This window comes from Vibrio sp. (assembly GCF_984391705.1).
The window spans coordinates 191,245-207,839 of the sequence record NZ_CFHWOM010000002.1; the positions used below are offsets into that span (position 1 = coordinate 191,245).

The window sequence follows — 16,595 nt, forward strand, 5'->3', positions numbered from 1 at the left end:
TGGGTTTTCGCAGCTTGTCGTTGATACAGCTTCGCATCATAAATACCCTGAGAAACTTATCTATGTCCTCTGCAAGCCGGTGGGATGAAGCGCTATTTGCGTCGACACCGAACAAATTATACAAGCATGCCCGCTGTCAGCCTATTCACGAGCTTGAAAGCGATATTAATGAGCTGCGGTTGGTGAGTGGCAATGAGCCGAAGCTCGCGAGTAACCCCATTAAACGCTACAAAGAGATTATTCTTGCGCAGTTAGAGGTCATCTACTTTCAAAGAACTCGGATGGATTAAACAACCATTGGGCACTACTGATAGTATTTTTCAAGGGATTGTGTGAGCCCATCAATGTCGATCGCAGTGATACCGGAGTTATCAACACTTTTCTCGACCAAACCTTCATTGATCAATTCGCGAATGATTCGTGTGTATGCCCGCTCTGTACACCCAAAGCGTTGTGCCTCTTGATACATATACACGTGACCTTGTGATTTCCCATTGTGAGAGTGGCGATCCACGATATCTTTGATGATGTTGTATTTGAGAGGATATAGAGAACGCTCAATGGCGATCTCCATGGTATTAAGGTAGATGTTCGACATTCGGTGATTCATCCAGAAGGCAATATGACCATCCAGAAGGAGCAACTCGGCAAACTTCTCTTTTGGAATCACAATTAAATCAACGTCAGCCGTTGCTACGACGCTAAATGGGCTCGGTCCATCAGAGAAAAATTCCATTTCACCGAAAAAGTTATCATTGTGTCGATAGTCACCTAAGCTGAGTGTTTTGCCATTTTCAGCAGTATGTAGGACCGAAAATTGTGCGCTGTCTGCCCAATAGACATCGTTGACTTCAGTATGTTGCTTGATGATGAAGTCGCCTTTTTGGAGGCGGATGGTTTTGTACTCATCACTTTTCACGAGCTGGCGGATTTTACTCAGCCCAATGTTTAGTATTTTATCTTTATCCATAGTGACTTATTTACAGCGTCTTGGCGATTTTTTCGCTCTACCGGACAATTGTCGTGTTGCTAACCTTAGCTGATCATATACCATGAGTTAAATCGTTATCAAAAACAAAAGATAAAGCGTGATTAAGATGATTGTTACTATAGTTATAGTGTGACCGCGCAAGTCGCTTTATCGAATAAAAAAGTGAAAGTTAGGACGTAAACAGATGAATTACTTTGATCTTCCAAAAATCGATCTTCATTGCCACCTAGATGGTAGCCTTCGCCCGCAAACAGTGATTGACTTAGCGGCTGAGCAAAAAATTGAACTACCAAGCCAAGATCCGGAAGTGATCAAAGAAATGATGGTTGCGCCGGAAACCTGTCCAAACCTACAAGAGTACCTAGACCGTTTTGCTCTGCCAATCCAAGTGATGCAAACCCGAGAAAGTCTTGAGCGTATTTCGTTTGAACTGTTTGAAGATGCAGCGAAAGAAAACGTCAAGTACCTTGAAGTTCGTTTTGGGCCACAACTGCATACACAGCAGGGTTTAACCTATTCAGACATCATCGATAGTGTCGTTAAGGGGATGAAACGTGCTGAAGCGCAGTACGATATCAAAGGTAACTACATTTTGTCGTTGGTAAAACTTCTGCCGATTGACTCTGTTAATGACATCATTGATGCGGGTGTCCCATTTGTAGGCAACGGTGTTGTCGCTTTTGACCTTGCAGGTGCTGAGCTGGATAACTTCGCTCATGATTATGTGGAGTACACTCAATACGCTCGTGAAAAAGGTTACCGCATTACGATTCATGCAGGTGAGCAAGGCTGTGGCCAAAATGTGTACGACGCAATTGAGCTACTCGGAGCAGAGCGTATTGGTCATGGTGTGGCAATTAAAGATCACGCCGAAGCTTACCAACGCGTTAAAGAGGATGTGGTAGGTCTAGAAGCTTGTCCGAGTAGCAATGTTCAGACTAAAGCGATCCCTGAGCTCAAAGCGCACCCTTTAAACGATTTCTACAAAGATGGTTTGGCTGTGACGATCAACACAGATAATCGAACGGTATCTAACACCACGATGACTGATGAAGTGAGAAAGGTCATGGATCAGTTTGAGCTTAGCGCGGAAGACTACAAGCATATTTACGCTGCAAGTGTTGAGCAAGCTTTTGCCTCTGATGAAGTGAAGAAACATTTAATGCAGTTTGTTTAATCGATATTGAACAAGCTTGCATGATAAAAAACCGCCCGATCAGTCGGGCGGTTTTTTTGTTTAGAACTTCATTTGGTAATTCAATGTGAAGGTACGGCCACGGCCACGGTAGTCGTAAGCTTCAGCAGCGTAGTGACGAGAGTACAAGATTTGTGCACGTTGTCCCCAAATCGTGGTGTAGTCTGCATTGAGTAGGTTTTGAATACCAAAGCCTAGGCTACCCACTGGAAGTTGGTAGCTACCCACGAGATCCAATGTGGTGTAACCTTCAAGTTTGTTGTCGGCATCGTCTTCATAGTCAAACATCGTTTGGCTTTGTAGTTTTGCGGCTAGGTTGTCATCGTACCAACCAAGCCACGCACTTGCTTTCGAGGTACTTGCGTTGCCCGCGCTCATCGCATCCCAATCATCATCGGTTTCAACTTCTGAAATCACATAATGACCTGAAGCACCCAGTTGTAGATTGCTTGTTAGCCAGTAAGTACCAAGGGCCTCAGCACCATAAACGCGTTGCTTGTCATCCAATTTTTCGATCAACAAGGTATCCTTGTTGTATTTGATGGTGCGGTCAGACTGAGAGTAGTACGCTGCAGTCTGTAGGCTGAATGCGTTTTGGTTAGTACGGAACCCGAGCTCAATACTGTTGGTTTTTACTCCCTCCATCTTCGAGGAATCGACATTAATGCTGTCTTGAAGAGCCCAGTGCCCATTCGCATCTGGTGCCGCCGCATATGTGCCTTGGCCATAGTACTTAGCCGGGTCCGCTAGGTCGAAGCCTTGCGAGAAGTTCGTCCAAATTTGAGAGGTATCGCTAATACTGTAGATGGCGCCTAGGTTCGCTAGGCCAATGTTGTAGCTTGTTTCACCACCCGGAACCGCATCCGCTGATGTTCCATTTCCAGCCGCGATTTTTTTCTGAATGCCATAAGCGACAAAATCGTCGATCTTGTTGTTCATGTATTGGTAGCGCAAACCACCTTGTAGTTGCCAAGCGTCTGAAATCGCCCAGTCTGCTTGAATGAAACTGGCGACCGAGCCTACCTCTACGCCAGGGTAACGGCCGACTTGGGCGTAGGTTTCATTAATCAGGTTTCCAGAGTTGTTCGCTGTATCAGGATCAAACAGTGCTTGGTTGCTGTCTAGCTTATCGCGGTAAGCATCGATGCCGTAAACAAGGTTAAAGTTACCAAGCTGCTTTGATAGTGCGGCTTTTAGGGTGATTACGTCAGTGATTTGTTGTGAAGCGCCTTGATAATAAGGCGTGTAAGTTTGGTCTTCTTTACGATAAGACGCTTCCGCGATCAGTTGGTGACCCAAGAAGGCTTCATGGTTGTACACCGCGCTAAGCATAATTCGCTCTGTGCCGTGCTGGCGATCTGACTCAAAGCCATCTCTTACGTCAATAAAGTTGCGACCCTCGATATACAAGCCATACGGTGAGTCTTGTTCGCTGTCATAGTACTGACCAAATAGGCTCAGGCTCTGTGTTTCAGTGAGGTTGATATTTGCGCTAGCCATAACATCAATTGTTTCATTGAATTGCATTGAACCTTGGGAAATATCTGGCGTGATGATGTCGCCATCAGCATCGAAGTAGCCTTGTGTTTTGGAATACACGATCGAGGTACGAGCTTGGATTTTCTCGTTTCCGCCAGCAATAGATTGAGCAAACTTATAATCCAGATCTTCGCTTGAATTGAAGCCACTTGAACCGCCGACTAAGGTTTCTAGTGCAACGCCATCTTCAGATCCTTTTTTGGTGATGATATTAATAACGCCACCCGACGCGCCAGCACCGTAAATGGACGTTGCACCAGATAGAACCTCAATACGATCAATGTTGAAAGGATCAATAGAGTCAAGGTGGCGACTAATTGGACGTGAAGATTGAAGAGATACGCCATCAATCATAACTAGCATTTTACGACCACGTAAGTTTTGGCCGTAGTTGGTACGAGCGCCACTGCTTACATCAAGTGAAGGAATCGCCGTCGCTAGGATCTCACCTAAGGTTTTGCCACCACGATACTCTTGTTCGACTTGCTCTGATTCGATGTACCAAACGGTACCTGGAATGTCGCTGATGGCTTTTGGCAAGCGACTCGATACTACCACCATTTCATCAAAGGTTGTGTACTCTTGGGCTTGTACTGCAACAGCCGAGGTGGTTGAAGCAATCGCTAGAGCGATGGTCGATAGTGGAAAACTTCCTTTTTTCAGTTTCATTTTTTTCTCTGTTATTTAATTAGATCGCCCGATCAAACGGTCTGTTTAGATCCATGGCTTTCATTGTTGCTACAAAAACGCCGCACTCTTACGCCCTTGTTAACGTAAGAGTGTTGGCAAATTGAGGTTATAACTGCGGTTAAGCGATGATCTTGGCTGTGGTGCTGTCCGGTGACAGCCACTCAATCATCCCTTGGCCTGAATCGGTATCGAACAAGGTTTGTCCAGCAAGTTGGTTGATGATCTGTGCGCTACGCCAAGCCATTAGGCTAAGTTGAGGTTCAGCTATTCCGTGGCTGTGCATTCCTGCGTTGACTGCAAAGATCTTATTTTTGGTTGCGCCTTCCCACTTGATCTCGAAGTTGGCGCTCAGCTGATAGCGGTTATCCTCATCAAGATCGAGTAATGGAAGAATCGAGTTCAAACAGCTTGGCGTGGGTGCGGAAAAACCGGTGGCAAGAATAATGACATCGGCGTTATGAAACTCTGTTTGCTGGCTCAATGCGTTGTTTGCAGAGAGCTCATAGCCATTGGTCACCTCTCGAAGGTCGGTCAATGTACGGTGCGGCAGCAAGCGGACCCATTTCTTTTCTTTTAGCACATCAAAGCGGTGGTAAAGCTCTTGGTAAATCATCAACAAGGCTTTTTGCGTGATGCCGTCCGAGGTAAGCTTTTGCTGAGTGATTTCTTGGCGTTTTACATTTGGCGATAAGTTAATGAAAGCTCCTACATAGTCAGGAGTGAAGAATTCATTAGTAAAGGCGGCCTCATCCAAAGGCTGGAAATTTGAACGGCGAGATAGCCAATCTAAAGAGCTCGGCTTGCCCCACTTGCCTTGTAGAACGTTGAGGAAGATATCTGCACCACTTTGACCACCACCGACGATCATGACGCGTTTATTGGTAAAATCTCGTTCGCGTAAGCCAATTTCAGCGGCATGGAACACTTTGTCACTGATGAATTTTTTACTGCATTCCGGGTACGAAGGTACTTTTCCTGTGCCGATGCATAAGTTAGCTGCCTGGTAGCTCCCTTGGTTTGTGTGTAGGGTGAAAGCACTGCCGTCATACTCTACTTGCTCAACTTTAGTAGAGAACTGAACATTCGGCATTTGGTGCGCAGCCCATGCTAAGTAATCGGAAAACTCGTGACGGCTAATGCAGTTGAGCTCTGCGGATAGGAATCGGTAGAACTTCTTGTTGCGTACTAGGTATGCAAGGAACGAGTAGCGGCTTTCAGGATCCACAGCGCTAACCAAGTCTTTTAAAAACATGGTTTGCATATTGGTGTTGTCGAGCAGCAGACCTGGGTGCCAGGCAAAGCTTTCCCTTCCTTCAAAGAAGGTTGCGTTGATGTGTGGTTGTGAGTTCAATAGCGCAGCAACGCTAAGGTTAAAGGGGCCAACTCCAATTCCTGCGAGGTCTAGCTTGACGTTGTTAGTGTGTTCCATTTGAACAATCCTTATTTTCTAGGCTTAAACGGTTATTAATATTTTTATAGTTATGTTGGTTGCTACTTCACTTGCGTGATGTATAGCGGGTTATCCAGCATGTCATCCATGTCTGGAAGCATTCGAGACGCACTTGAATCAGTGCTGTGTCTGAATTTGGCTAAGTTGAGTCCGATACGCAGAATGCGTGGTTTAAACAGATCGAACTTCTCAAAGCGGTGCTGGTATTCTGGGTTTGCGGACATATAGGCTTTGAGCCGATCGCCTAGTAAGCGGTAAAACTGTGATTCGCTGTATCCCAGTTTTGCGAGCAGTGGCGAGATAAACCTAAGAGTTGTCACAAAGTGCCCAGTTTGAAGATCATGAATGATCAGTGATTCTGCTAAGCGAACCGTCACTTCCTTCACTGGCTGAGGTAGATCGCTTTGCTCCGGATAATCTTGGTCGACGAGTCGCATGTCGCCTTGAAAGTCTTTGAGGAGAATTCGTTTCGGTTGGTGGTTCTCCATGACTAAAGTGACGTTTTGTCCATGGGCAATAAGTGACACACCATACTTACACAGTAGGTGGTAGTATGGGATAACGACGCTGTCGAAGAGCTTGCTTAACCATGTTTCTGTCGAGAGCCCGGAGAGTTCGATGTACTCAGCAATGAGAGGGTTACCTAAATTGTCAGACTCCATTAGCGCTGCCATTAAGATTGCGCTTTCGCCTTGGGTAAGCTTACTTGACGCGGATTCTCGCCAAATCACACCAAGCAGTTCGTGATAGCGATATGGCGCTTTGGTTAGCTGTGAGTAATCATATTGGTTGGTAAATGCAGCGGCTGGCTCTTGTAGTACTTGTGCTCCTTTATCCAATAGCAATGGATCGGTTTTAAACACCGAATCTATCCAGTCTGATGCACTCGGGCCGGCTAAGATATAGCGGCCAGGTATGCCTCGATAGCATGAGGTATTCATTACAGTAAGAGGCAGCTTGATATCGTAGTTTTCGGGTCGAGTAAGGTTACTTAAAGTACGCAGAGAAAGCTGTGGCAGGAACTTGTCACCAAATTGGCCAATAAACAAGACTTGCTTGAGGGCGACTTCGCGACTAAACAACAGTGACACCTTGTTGTCCCATTGCCAAGGATGAACGGGTAGATAGTGATAATCAGCAATATCGACATCGAACGATGCAACGACGCTGTCCATTTGATGGCGTTCACTGCTAGAGATAGAAGCGGATAGCAAGTCTGGCCAATCCACTTGGTCATTCGTGGCTAATTGTAAAATGTCACGGTGAACGGCGACCCAGTAGAGTTGGAGTGGTTGCTCCGATTCTGGAGCGTAGTCGCGCAGGTCATGCGTACCCCAACCTCGTCTACCTTTGTTGAACGCGAATTTCGGGTGTCCATCGAAATAGGTTTGCTGCTGTTCACAGCTAAGTAGCGCCAGATCTCGGGCTGTCATGGCTGCCTTACGTAGCATGGTTTTACAGTCGCCTAGCAGTGTAGCGTTGAGATCTTCAAGATGTTCAGCGAACGCATCATCGCTCATGTCGAGCAGTGGCTGTAGATCACGCATTAGCTGTGCAGCCGTCAGTTCACTTTGCTGTTCGTCAGTACTCTTACGCTCAATCGATTGAGGTTCAATACGCACCTGTCCCCAAATGTTGTTTTCACCCTGAAACGTGTAACAGACTCCTTTGTCTAATGTCAGTAGGAAACAATCATCGGTTTGTTCAAGCTTAAATGCTTGTTCATAGGCAAACTCGGAAATAATTTTTCCTATCAGGGCTCTATTTGCGAGAGGCCAATATTTTTGCAGAGCAAGCTGTTCCATTACCATTGCTCCTTAAAAAAAGAATCTCGTTGTAACATCAGCAGTGCGGAACGTTTGTGGGGGAAGTTGAATTCAAAACACTTCTGGTAACCCATTGGTAAGATCCGATTAAACAATCTCTCGTTATCTGCGCGGGGTTCAAGGACGATGCGTTGAGTCCTGTTGTCATCGATGAACAAGTAATGGCTGATCGCTCTCATCCAAGCATTGAAGAAAACGGGACCGCGGAAATTTTGCTCACCAACTAGCAAGTGGATACCTCGGTCAAAATCCTGAACGTCGTAATAAGGGCTGAGCCGATCTTCTGATACCCAGTACGCTTCAATGTAGCCAAATGGCTGGCCATTAAACTCGCCAATTAATGGCAGTATGTGTGGATCAGCTAGTCGCTCTTGGGCAAACTCTGTGAGTTTCTCTTCACTCCAAGCTTGTTCCCAAAAATGCGCGACTCTGGGATCGTTCATCCAGCGAGTGAACATCGGCATATCTTCATTTATGTTGAGCAAACGAAAGCTGATGTCTAAATCTGCATCGAGGTCGGTACGTCGATACACCTCTCCGGCGGGCTTTTCTGGTCTAAGTGGATGGTGGCGGTAACGACTGTCGGATTGAGTTTTCTGTAGAGGAAAGCTGGCCGAAGGTTTGTGCTTATGCCAGTGATAGCCCAACTGGTAAAAGGATTCACGAGTTAATTTTCCTGCAAACAGTGGCAAAGTGTTTTGTAAGTATTTTTCTATCGATGGATCGGCACATTGCAACTTGAAGGCTGAAATAGACTTCTCTAACGTGAGTAAGCGGTCAAGGTCTTCAATAAAAAGTTCACGGGTTGTCGAGCTTTCTATGTCGGTTGATTGCAATGTGACTTGGAGCTTAGGCTCGGGTTGAGATTCATAGATAAAGGTACGGAAATCAGACATGAGAAGGCTCCTTGACTTGGGTAAGCGGGTTGGTCAGGTCAAAATAGATCACGGCAGGATCGGGAATGGAATTCTCATTGAAATTTTGTAAGTAGCAGAAGAAGTTACCCTTACAACACAGAGCATCACTTTCTAAAACGTATCTCAGGCAAAGGTCATCTTTGACACCTGAGTCCAGTAGCGCCTGCAGCTGGTTTTTAAGGATTCGGACTAAGGCAAATTCTTCAATATCAATGCCAGAGGCGATGGCGGAAATAACATTGAAGGTAGAATTGATGATTAGGTAATAAGCGAAATAGCGTCTAACTTTGTCTTGATCCCAATAGTTCTCAAGGTTTTCTTTATCATTAGATAGGGTGTCACTGAAACGCTCGAATGCTAGGTCGGTGTAACCTGTTCCCTGGCAGTCTCGATAATACATACCAATAGGGAAGCCCGCTTTAAGCTGCATAACAATGTTTTGTTGGTGAGCCAGGAACACCACCCCTTGATTGGCTTGCATATCAAACAAAGAAACAACGGCATGTTGGCAATAAGCATCGAACCATTGCTGAGCCGCTAGTTGCTCAGGGATGTTTTTAACGCTCGCGTACTCTTTGATACGGTGGGCAACCAGCGAGAGGGAGCCGTAAGGGTTTTGCTGCGTGAGAGTGGCGAGAACCACGGCTTCTTCATCTGGCTTCTGGGCCAGTGGATTGTCTCTAAATGCCACAAGACTTTCGTCAATAATTTTGCCGTCGAGGTCAAGCAGACCAACAAATGCGGGTTCTTGCATCAACTGAAAACCTTGATGCTCGCCTAACTGCTTGTCGAGATCAGTTGCATGGAATAGATCATTGAGGCGAGTACCACGAATCACTTCTTTAAGTGACAGGTTACGAATAGAGTTGGTCAACTTGACGCTCAGAGAGAACTTAAGCATATAAGGCAATGTTGGTGCGTAAAGAGAGCGCGTAGAGGAGGTTGGGTACCACGTTGCTCCTAACTGGCCTAGCGAAGTGATCTCTCCCTGTTCAATGTACTGCTGAATGTGTTTACTTTCAGACATCACCTGCCACTGCCATGGGTGAACTGGCAATAACGCTTTGTCTTGAGCTTTTGCGCTTTTTAATGCAGAGACAAGTTCGGGGTCGTGTTCTACGAGTTGCTCCATCCTCTGTTCGAAGTTCGTGTCAGCTGAGCTGCCAAATTGAAGTCTGTGCTTATTTACAACAAGCCAGTGAAGGGAAAAGCTTCCGCCCATCTCTGGCGAGTAACGTTTGGCATCTTCTAGGGTAAATTGCTCACGGCTTTTAGGGGCTGGATGGAATGAGTGGCCGATTAATAAGCCTTGCTCTGCGGTCTTAAAGTCGAGAGCCTGTTCGAAAAGTTCAACTTGGTAGGGAGAATGCTCTACAGCTTGGTAGGTGTTGGCAATACTTTCTATGACGCGACTGATGAAAATCTCTTTTTGCTCTGGAGTTATCATGCCGACTAAGCCGGGGTCAGCGGCAATGAGCTCAATGAGTTCTTTGACTTCGATAACCCTCGAACCGTTTGGTTCGACTAACGTGGCTGGAAGTTGGTACTCATGGCTCCCTAACAAAGAGTAGTAGCGAAGAGGAACTTGTATTGTTCGCTGAGCTGTTAAAGGGATAGAGAGTGTTGGTTGATTGTCTTGATGCTGCACTTGAACGGATTGAGATTCACGTGCTAATGAGTTGAGGAAACAGGCAATAGGCGGTGCATTACCGATTATCTCTTTGGGCAATTTGCTTTCTAATGAAGCTGAGTTGAGCAGATCGTTTGTACGATTCATTATAGTTCTCGATTGTTATTAACAAAACTGACATGCGAATGCTAATTATTATCATTATTATGATCAACTTGTTTTTTATAAATAATCGATATTTTTAACAAACGAATTGAATATCAAACACTTTCATTTGATGGAGAATCGAGCAGAGGAAGTGAATAAGGCCGAATCCGGGGGCAGTCGGCCTAGTTTTTGTTATCGCCTCATGAGGTAGAGGAAATATCCGCCGCCGATAATGGAAGCCAGCAGGCCCGCAGGAAATTGCCAAGGAAACCAAAGCGTTCGACCTGCCCAATCTGCCGCGACCATGACTAAGGCACCAATAAGAGCTGCCGTGATCATTTGCGGTGTTGCCCGGTATTGGTGCATTGAGCGGGCCATATGAGGTGCCAGTAAGCCGATAAAGCTTAATGGACCAATAACGATAGTGCATAAAGTCGTATAGGCAGCGACAAGCAGCAAAAGAATCAAACGAACAGAGGTGCAATTGACACCGATTGCGCTTGCAGTCACTTCACCGAGCCCCAAAATTTCTATCCAGCGAGACACGGTTAAAGAGGCCATTCCAAGCAGTATAACGCCGACTAGAAGCAGCATGATGTCATCATGTGAGACTAAGTAGGTTGAACCTGACAACCAAGTAAGCAGCGCGCGAACATCGTCGTGCCCTGAACTCATTGCGATGCGTAAAAAGGCATCAAGTCCAGCGCTTAACGCTATGCCGGTTAATAAGGTCTGAGTCGGTGCGAATTGGTGTTTGCGACCCATTAGCCAAACGACTCCCGTTACCGAAAGAGCGCCGAGGGTACCAATGAGCATTTGTTGATCGCGAGTGACTGCTCCACCTATCATGGTGCCTAAGACCAACGCGAGCGCTGCTCCAGAGCTGATACCAAGGACTTCAGGGCTAGCCATTGGGTTATTGGAAATTCTTTGGATGATGGTCCCTGCAAACGCTAGTCCGACGCCGGCAAGGAGCGCAACAAATACTCTTGGTGCGCGAAGTTCTAACAAAGATTCGGTGAGATTAGCCGTCCAGCCAAATTGATTCCTACCAATATAAATTGCCAAAAATGCAGTAGTGAAGAGAAGCAACGCCAGTACGCTTGCAACTTTTACAAATGAAGCGTGTTGATAATATTGGGTGGTTTCTGAACGCGCTTTAAGATCACTTTGTAGCGAAGTCCTGCGCAATAACCATAATAAGAATGGAGCGCCGATTAATGCTGTCATTGCGCCTGTCGGTAACATCTCTCCGCCAACACCAGAGAACGGCTGAATAATGAGATCCACGATAAGCAGCATGACCGCGCCAATAACGCCGCTTGCTAGGATTTGTTCTGACAGCTTTCTAGCACCTAGCATACGTGCGATTGCGGGAGCTACGATACCAACAAAGCCGATCAACCCGACTTCACTGACTACTGCCGCAGTTATTAAAATGGCCAGAGATAAACAAGCCAGTTTGATTTGCTTGATATTGACACCAATTGACGTCGCCACAGTGTCACCAAATTGCAATGCGGCTAATGGCCTCTGGAGTAGGAGAAGTAACACTGTTGGAGTTAAGATGAGTGGCAGTAACGCCTGAACACTACTCCAATCATTTTGGTTTAAGGCCCCTGCTCCCCAAACGAATACGCTGGTTAGCTGCTGCTCATGTAGCATGACTAACATGGTATTGAGAGAGCCTAAAAACAGGCTGATTACCATACCGGCTAGCACCATATGTAAAGGTGCAAAACCTCTTGACGCACTGAGCACAAATACCAGAGCGGTAGCAAAACATCCACCAAAGAAAGCGGGGATAAAACCTGAAACGGCAAGCGAAGTCGGAATAAATAGAATGCCAAGTACCATACCGAGTTCGGCACCCGCAGCAACGCCGAGTGTAGTAGGGGAAGCAATAGGGTTGCGGAGCACAAACTGCATCACACATCCTGCAATTGCAAGAGCAAAACCGCACAATATTGCGACCACTAATCTGGGCAGATAGGTAAGATGAGTAATGAGGTGCTGGTAGTTGGTTGAGTCATAGTGCATGACCGTATCCCAAATCAGCGTTATGCCTTGTGAGTAAGGTGCAGAAAAGTTGATAAGAGCAACAATTGTGGCCAAAGTGGCTAGGATAAATAAAGGTACTCTAAATGAGTACCTTGCGGGTCTATTTATGCTGGTGGTGTTCATTACTGCTCGACTAACTGCTGAGTAATGTGATCACTAAAACGCTGGGCTGCGATTAAGCCGCCGAATGTCCAGATTGCAGGCAACTCGTAAACTGAATCGGTACGAGTAAACTCCATTGCTTGCCAAAGGGCGTTGCTCTCAAGTTGTTCACGCTCTGAGGCTTTTAGCGGTCCAAATAGCATCACGTTGGCTTTTTGATGCTCAGCTAGTTTTTCGGTTCCTGCGGTCGTAAAGCCCCAAACATTGGTCTCTTCATGCCAATCGTTTTTTAAGCCCATCCCTTCAATGGTCGCTTGAGCAAGTGAACCATCACTGTGAACGCGCAATGTTTTTTCATTTAGGAATCGAGCAAACAACAAGGGCTTTTGCGTTTGGCTGGCTGAGCGAATTTTTTCACCATTCTGCTTCAGCTTTAGGTCTGTTTCGGCGATGACTTGTTGTGCTTGCGCTTCTTTACCAAAAAGATCACCCAAAGCAATGGTGATATTTTTTGCAGACTCAATAGGTTGTTTGCTTTCGCTAAAGACAGTAAACACAACGACAGGTGCAATGTTTTGTAGCTGCTCATAGGCTGGAGCCATATGTTTACTGATTAGAATTACGTCAGGTTTTAGCTCCGTTAGCAGTTCTAGGTTTGGCTCGCGTCGCGAACCTACATCAATAATGTTTGGAGTGAGCTCAGGTTTAACTACCCAAGTGTTGTAGCCCTTTACATCGGCGATGCCTTGAGGCGCAATGCCAAGACTGAGTACGGTTTCGGTAAGGGCCCAATCAAGGGTTACAACCTTGTCGGGCTGTTTGTCGAATGTCGCAACGCCCATTTCGTGTTTAATTTCAATGGCATTCGCGTTTAAGGCCAGCAGCGCCGTAAGCGTTAAAAATATTTTTTTCACGACAGATCCTTTTGATTTTGAGTTAAGGGACATAGCTGATTGGTTGCCCCGTTGTTGGATGTGGGAATAAAGCCAGCTCCATTCCGTAAATCTTGAGTAGTGTTTCCGGTGTCATCATTGTGTCGGGGGCACCTGACGCGATGACATGACCTGAGTGTAAGGCGATGAGATGATCACTAAATTTGGCAGCCATGTTGACGTCGTGAAGCACCATAATGACGGTGAGCCCAATTGACTGATTAAGCTCTTTTATCAAAGCGAGCAACTCATATTGATGCGCTACATCTAATGCTGACGTTGGCTCATCAAGCAAAATGCATTGGCTTTGTTGAGCAAGCAGCATGGCTACCCAGGCACGTTGTCGTTCGCCGCCAGACAGAGTAGCTACAAATCGGCTTGAGAATGATTCTAAGCCAACTTTCTCTATTGCTTGGTCAATCAGTCGGTAGTCTTCTTGGTTATAACGACCAAATGCCCCTTTCCATGGATAGCGGCCAAAACCAACCAGCTCTCTGACTGTGACACCATCTGTCAATGGAGGGTGTTGAGGAAGGTAAGCGACATTATGAGCAAACTCTAAAGGAGACAACTGTGCAACTGGCTTTCCATCGAAGAGCACTGCACCGGATGACGCGGTATTTTGTCGACTGAGTAATTTCATCAAGGTCGATTTTCCGCAGCCGTTATGGCCGAGTAAAGTGGTGACTTTACCTGCTTCGAAAGAGAGAGATGTAGGAGACAGAATATTTCTATCGTCGATTTTGAACGATGCATCGACCAGCTGGAACATAGTGGATTACAAGTTGAGTTATTGTCTACAAGTCGCTAACCTTATCACAACTAAATCTTAATGATAATGATTTTCAAAATCATAATTAACAAATCCTGATGCCACGTTCACTATGAGCGTAGAATCAACCTCATATTCAAGAGTTTTTATATTATGTCAGTGGCGAAATCTTCACGAAGTCAGCTTGCAATTATCGGCTTAGTTGCTGCTTTGATGGGTATTGGACAAAATGGGTTGCTTGTTTCGTTGCCATTTTTGGTTGAGAAATCAGCATTCAACCTCTCTACCTGGTCAATACTGATAGCCGTTGGAAGTTTCTTGTTTCTACCCTCGGCACCATTTTGGGGACGCTTCAGTGATCGTCATGGGCCCAAAAAAGTGGTGTTACAAGCTTTAGTGGGCATGGCGGTTAGCTTTTCTTTACTGTGTTTTTTCGCGATGGTCAGTAGTGCCCACGAAGGAATGTTTATTGTTTCCTTAGCTGGCTTGGTTTTAGCTAGGGTGATCTACGGTTGTACAGTGTCAGGGATGGTTCCCGCCAGTCAGCACTGGGCGATCATTTTATGCGGTAAGGAGAATAGACTACAAGCGATTACTTCAGTCAGTATTGGACTGAGTGTTGGTAGGCTACTTGGTCCGCTGATTTCGGTTTTAACTTTGAAGGTATCACCTTTTGCGCCACTGATGGTTATGGTTGCATTACCCTCTGTGGCTTTGCTTGCCGCCGTATGGTTACCCGCACCTCATCGTGAGATTGACGATTCTAAACAGCCTGTATCCGCACCTTGGTTGCCAAAATTGAGTTTGGTGCCATTTTTAATCAGTGGTTTATTGTTATGTGCAGTCATTGCTTTACTGCAATACAGTTTCTCTCCATTGATCTATGCGGTAACTGAATGGTCAACGAGCCAAATCAGTGATGCTATTGGCATACTACTGACCATCAGTGCAGCGGCGACATTCCTGACACAAATAATGGTGATCAAGAAAAAGCGTCTTACACCCACGTTTATGTACCGATTTGGTGGGGTGGCGTTGATTATTGGCTTTACGCTATTTTTGTCGGAACACATGTGGATATTTGCAGCGGCCGCCGCTATTGTCGCTATTGGTGCAGCGTTACTAGTGCCAGCGTATACAACAATGGCAACCGAGCGCTTATCTGATACACCAGGCGCTGTCGCTGGATACATTTCCATGTCTCATACCATTGGCTATGGGGTTGCGTCTCTGCTAGCTTTTACCGCGACGCTATCTCCCCACTATCCAATATACTTGTCATTGCTCTTTTCATCCCTGGTTTGCGTGCTCGCTTTTCGGTCTCAAGCTGGTGGTATGCGCCTAGTTAAAAATCAAGGCTAGCGTTTATTATCAGGGTGTCGCGGGCAGTCATTACATAGCTCGCGACCGTCACATTTGTAAACAAGACAACAACTCGTCCGAACCAACTTCAGTGAGGAAGTGGCTTCATCAAGATGTAAGGTGTTTACCAGTTTTGTAGGTAAGTTGCATGCCTCTAGCCATTGGGAGGCTTGATGCTTGAGGTATTCATGACTTAGGTGTGGCGCAAATTGGCTTAACTTTACAATGCAGCCCAAAATACCATCCGCGATCAAGTGCTTAGTAAACCCAGGCCTAATACGAGTCCATAAGTTCATTTCTTGACGATAGTAATCAAACAGTTCAGTGAGGTCCTCCCCCGCAAGTTCAATAAGCTCATCGATAGTACCGTGCTGATGTGTCGTGTCGACAAACTGAAATCCGCTTACAAAGCTTGGCTGAATTTTCTGCGCGATTGACCTCAGATCAGGGATCCCCTGGCACGCGTAGACAGAGATAAAAGCGACGTAAATTGGCTGCCAGCAGAGCAAAGTCCAGGTGCGTGTTAACCAATATGCTGAACCTGCCTCTGGGTGAGATTTCTCTAAGCAAGCATATAGCTGTCTGATTTGCTCTGAGCAAGTGTGATCGATATGGATTAGGTGCTCGGAGGTGAGATTGTCAGGAAGGCTCGCAAGCTTCCCATCAAGATACGGGGTCACTTGTTTCGCATGCTTAAATAGATGCTCAAAGAATTGGTGGTCGCTCATTTTTACAGCAAATTATCATTTTGTTCGTGAAGCGCTAGCCTAGTTAAATTATGTTAACAATGCAATTGATTATCATTTGTGTGTTGATTGAGCGATTTGAAGAAAACCTAACGGTTAGACTCTTTGTACAAAAGATGAGCTTCGTGGGTAAATGATTAGTGTACTAACTATATTTTTGTAGATTGGTTACAATTTTCTAAATGGCGTTAAAAATTGGCAGTTTTTATCTTAGGTTTCTAGGTTTGTGTACTCT

The 16,595-nt window shown here is 45.8% G+C and carries 13 protein-coding genes; 3 read left to right on the forward strand and 10 right to left on the reverse strand.

Annotation, left to right across the window (positions count from 1 at the left end; translation table 11 throughout):
- Positions 1-62 precede the first annotated feature (62 nt).
- Positions 63-290 (forward strand): hypothetical protein, encoded by a 228-nt coding sequence (locus tag AC4MRV_RS03235; RefSeq protein ID WP_491185982.1) that lies wholly within the window; start codon positions 63-65, stop codon positions 288-290.
- Positions 291-304: 14 nt separating this feature from the next.
- Here the strand turns inward: AC4MRV_RS03235 and AC4MRV_RS03240 are convergent, their stop codons facing one another.
- Complete coding sequence (locus tag AC4MRV_RS03240) at positions 305-970, reverse strand: Crp/Fnr family transcriptional regulator (RefSeq protein WP_491185983.1); 666 nt, start codon at positions 968-970, stop codon at positions 305-307.
- 205 nt (positions 971-1,175) lie between these two features.
- Between AC4MRV_RS03240 and add the strand changes: the two genes are divergently transcribed.
- Positions 1,176-2,168: an adenosine deaminase gene (gene add, locus AC4MRV_RS03245; RefSeq protein ID WP_491185984.1), complete on the forward strand. Its 993-nt coding sequence runs from the start codon at positions 1,176-1,178 to the stop codon at positions 2,166-2,168.
- Positions 2,169-2,228: 60 nt separating this feature from the next.
- Here add and AC4MRV_RS03250 read toward each other — a convergent pair whose 3' ends face one another.
- From AC4MRV_RS03250 to AC4MRV_RS03285, 8 genes are all read right to left on the reverse strand, one after another.
- A complete protein-coding gene (locus tag AC4MRV_RS03250) occupies positions 2,229-4,394 on the reverse strand; it encodes a TonB-dependent receptor (protein ID WP_491185985.1) in 2,166 nt (721 codons plus the stop codon).
- Positions 4,395-4,533: 139 nt separating this feature from the next.
- Positions 4,534-5,844, reverse strand: a complete 1,311-nt coding sequence (locus tag AC4MRV_RS03255) for a lysine N(6)-hydroxylase/L-ornithine N(5)-oxygenase family protein (RefSeq protein WP_491185986.1) — start codon at positions 5,842-5,844, stop codon at positions 4,534-4,536.
- Between the two features lie 62 nt (positions 5,845-5,906).
- Entirely contained in the window at positions 5,907-7,670 is a 1,764-nt protein-coding gene (locus AC4MRV_RS03260) for an IucA/IucC family protein (protein WP_491185987.1), read from the reverse strand.
- Positions 7,670-8,587, reverse strand: coding sequence for a GNAT family N-acetyltransferase (locus AC4MRV_RS03265; protein WP_491185988.1), 918 nt, complete (start codon positions 8,585-8,587; stop codon positions 7,670-7,672). Before AC4MRV_RS03265 ends, AC4MRV_RS03260 begins: the two co-directional genes overlap by 1 nt.
- On the reverse strand, positions 8,580-10,385 hold the full coding sequence (locus AC4MRV_RS03270; protein ID WP_491185989.1) for an IucA/IucC family protein: 1,806 nt from the start codon (positions 10,383-10,385) through the stop codon (positions 8,580-8,582). The genes AC4MRV_RS03265 and AC4MRV_RS03270 overlap by 8 nt, the downstream gene beginning before the upstream one ends.
- A 192-nt stretch (positions 10,386-10,577) precedes the next feature.
- Positions 10,578-12,569: a Fe(3+)-hydroxamate ABC transporter permease FhuB gene (gene fhuB / locus AC4MRV_RS03275; RefSeq protein WP_491185990.1), complete on the reverse strand. Its 1,992-nt coding sequence runs from the start codon at positions 12,567-12,569 to the stop codon at positions 10,578-10,580.
- The gene (locus tag AC4MRV_RS03280) at positions 12,569-13,462 is read right to left on the reverse strand and encodes an ABC transporter substrate-binding protein (protein WP_491185991.1); all 894 of its coding nucleotides are present in this window, start codon (positions 13,460-13,462) and stop codon (positions 12,569-12,571) included. Before AC4MRV_RS03280 ends, fhuB begins: the two co-directional genes overlap by 1 nt.
- A 22-nt stretch (positions 13,463-13,484) precedes the next feature.
- Positions 13,485-14,252, reverse strand: coding sequence for an ABC transporter ATP-binding protein (locus AC4MRV_RS03285; RefSeq protein ID WP_491185992.1), 768 nt, complete (start codon positions 14,250-14,252; stop codon positions 13,485-13,487).
- Positions 14,253-14,405: 153 nt separating this feature from the next.
- Between AC4MRV_RS03285 and AC4MRV_RS03290 the strand changes: the two genes are divergently transcribed.
- Complete coding sequence (locus AC4MRV_RS03290) at positions 14,406-15,614, forward strand: MFS transporter (protein ID WP_491185993.1); 1,209 nt, start codon at positions 14,406-14,408, stop codon at positions 15,612-15,614.
- Here AC4MRV_RS03290 and AC4MRV_RS03295 read toward each other — a convergent pair.
- Positions 15,611-16,342 carry a siderophore ferric iron reductase gene (locus AC4MRV_RS03295; protein ID WP_491185994.1) on the reverse strand — a complete coding sequence of 244 codons (732 nt, stop codon included), beginning with the start codon at positions 16,340-16,342 and terminating at the stop codon, positions 15,611-15,613. The genes AC4MRV_RS03290 and AC4MRV_RS03295 overlap by 4 nt on opposite strands.
- Positions 16,343-16,595 lie beyond the last annotated feature (253 nt).

Excerpts from the sequence above, each read along its gene's own strand:
- add (WP_491185984.1), top strand. The coding sequence starts at position 1,176 with ATGAATTACTTTGATCTTCCAAAAATCGATCTTCATTGCCACCTAGAT.
- AC4MRV_RS03240 (WP_491185983.1), bottom strand. The coding sequence starts at position 970 with ATGGATAAAGATAAAATACTAAACATTGGGCTGAGTAAAATCCGCCAG.
- AC4MRV_RS03295 (WP_491185994.1), bottom strand. The coding sequence starts at position 16,342 with ATGAGCGACCACCAATTCTTTGAGCATCTATTTAAGCATGCGAAACAA.
- AC4MRV_RS03285 (WP_491185992.1), bottom strand. The coding sequence starts at position 14,252 with ATGTTCCAGCTGGTCGATGCATCGTTCAAAATCGACGATAGAAATATT.
- AC4MRV_RS03265 (WP_491185988.1), bottom strand. The coding sequence starts at position 8,587 with ATGTCTGATTTCCGTACCTTTATCTATGAATCTCAACCCGAGCCTAAG.
- AC4MRV_RS03235 (WP_491185982.1), top strand. The coding sequence starts at position 63 with ATGTCCTCTGCAAGCCGGTGGGATGAAGCGCTATTTGCGTCGACACCG.
- fhuB (WP_491185990.1), bottom strand. The coding sequence starts at position 12,569 with ATGAACACCACCAGCATAAATAGACCCGCAAGGTACTCATTTAGAGTA.
- AC4MRV_RS03255 (WP_491185986.1), bottom strand. The coding sequence starts at position 5,844 with ATGGAACACACTAACAACGTCAAGCTAGACCTCGCAGGAATTGGAGTT.
- AC4MRV_RS03270 (WP_491185989.1), bottom strand. The coding sequence starts at position 10,385 with ATGAATCGTACAAACGATCTGCTCAACTCAGCTTCATTAGAAAGCAAA.
- AC4MRV_RS03250 (WP_491185985.1), bottom strand. The coding sequence starts at position 4,394 with ATGAAACTGAAAAAAGGAAGTTTTCCACTATCGACCATCGCTCTAGCG.
- AC4MRV_RS03290 (WP_491185993.1), top strand. The coding sequence starts at position 14,406 with ATGTCAGTGGCGAAATCTTCACGAAGTCAGCTTGCAATTATCGGCTTA.
- AC4MRV_RS03260 (WP_491185987.1), bottom strand. The coding sequence starts at position 7,670 with ATGGAACAGCTTGCTCTGCAAAAATATTGGCCTCTCGCAAATAGAGCC.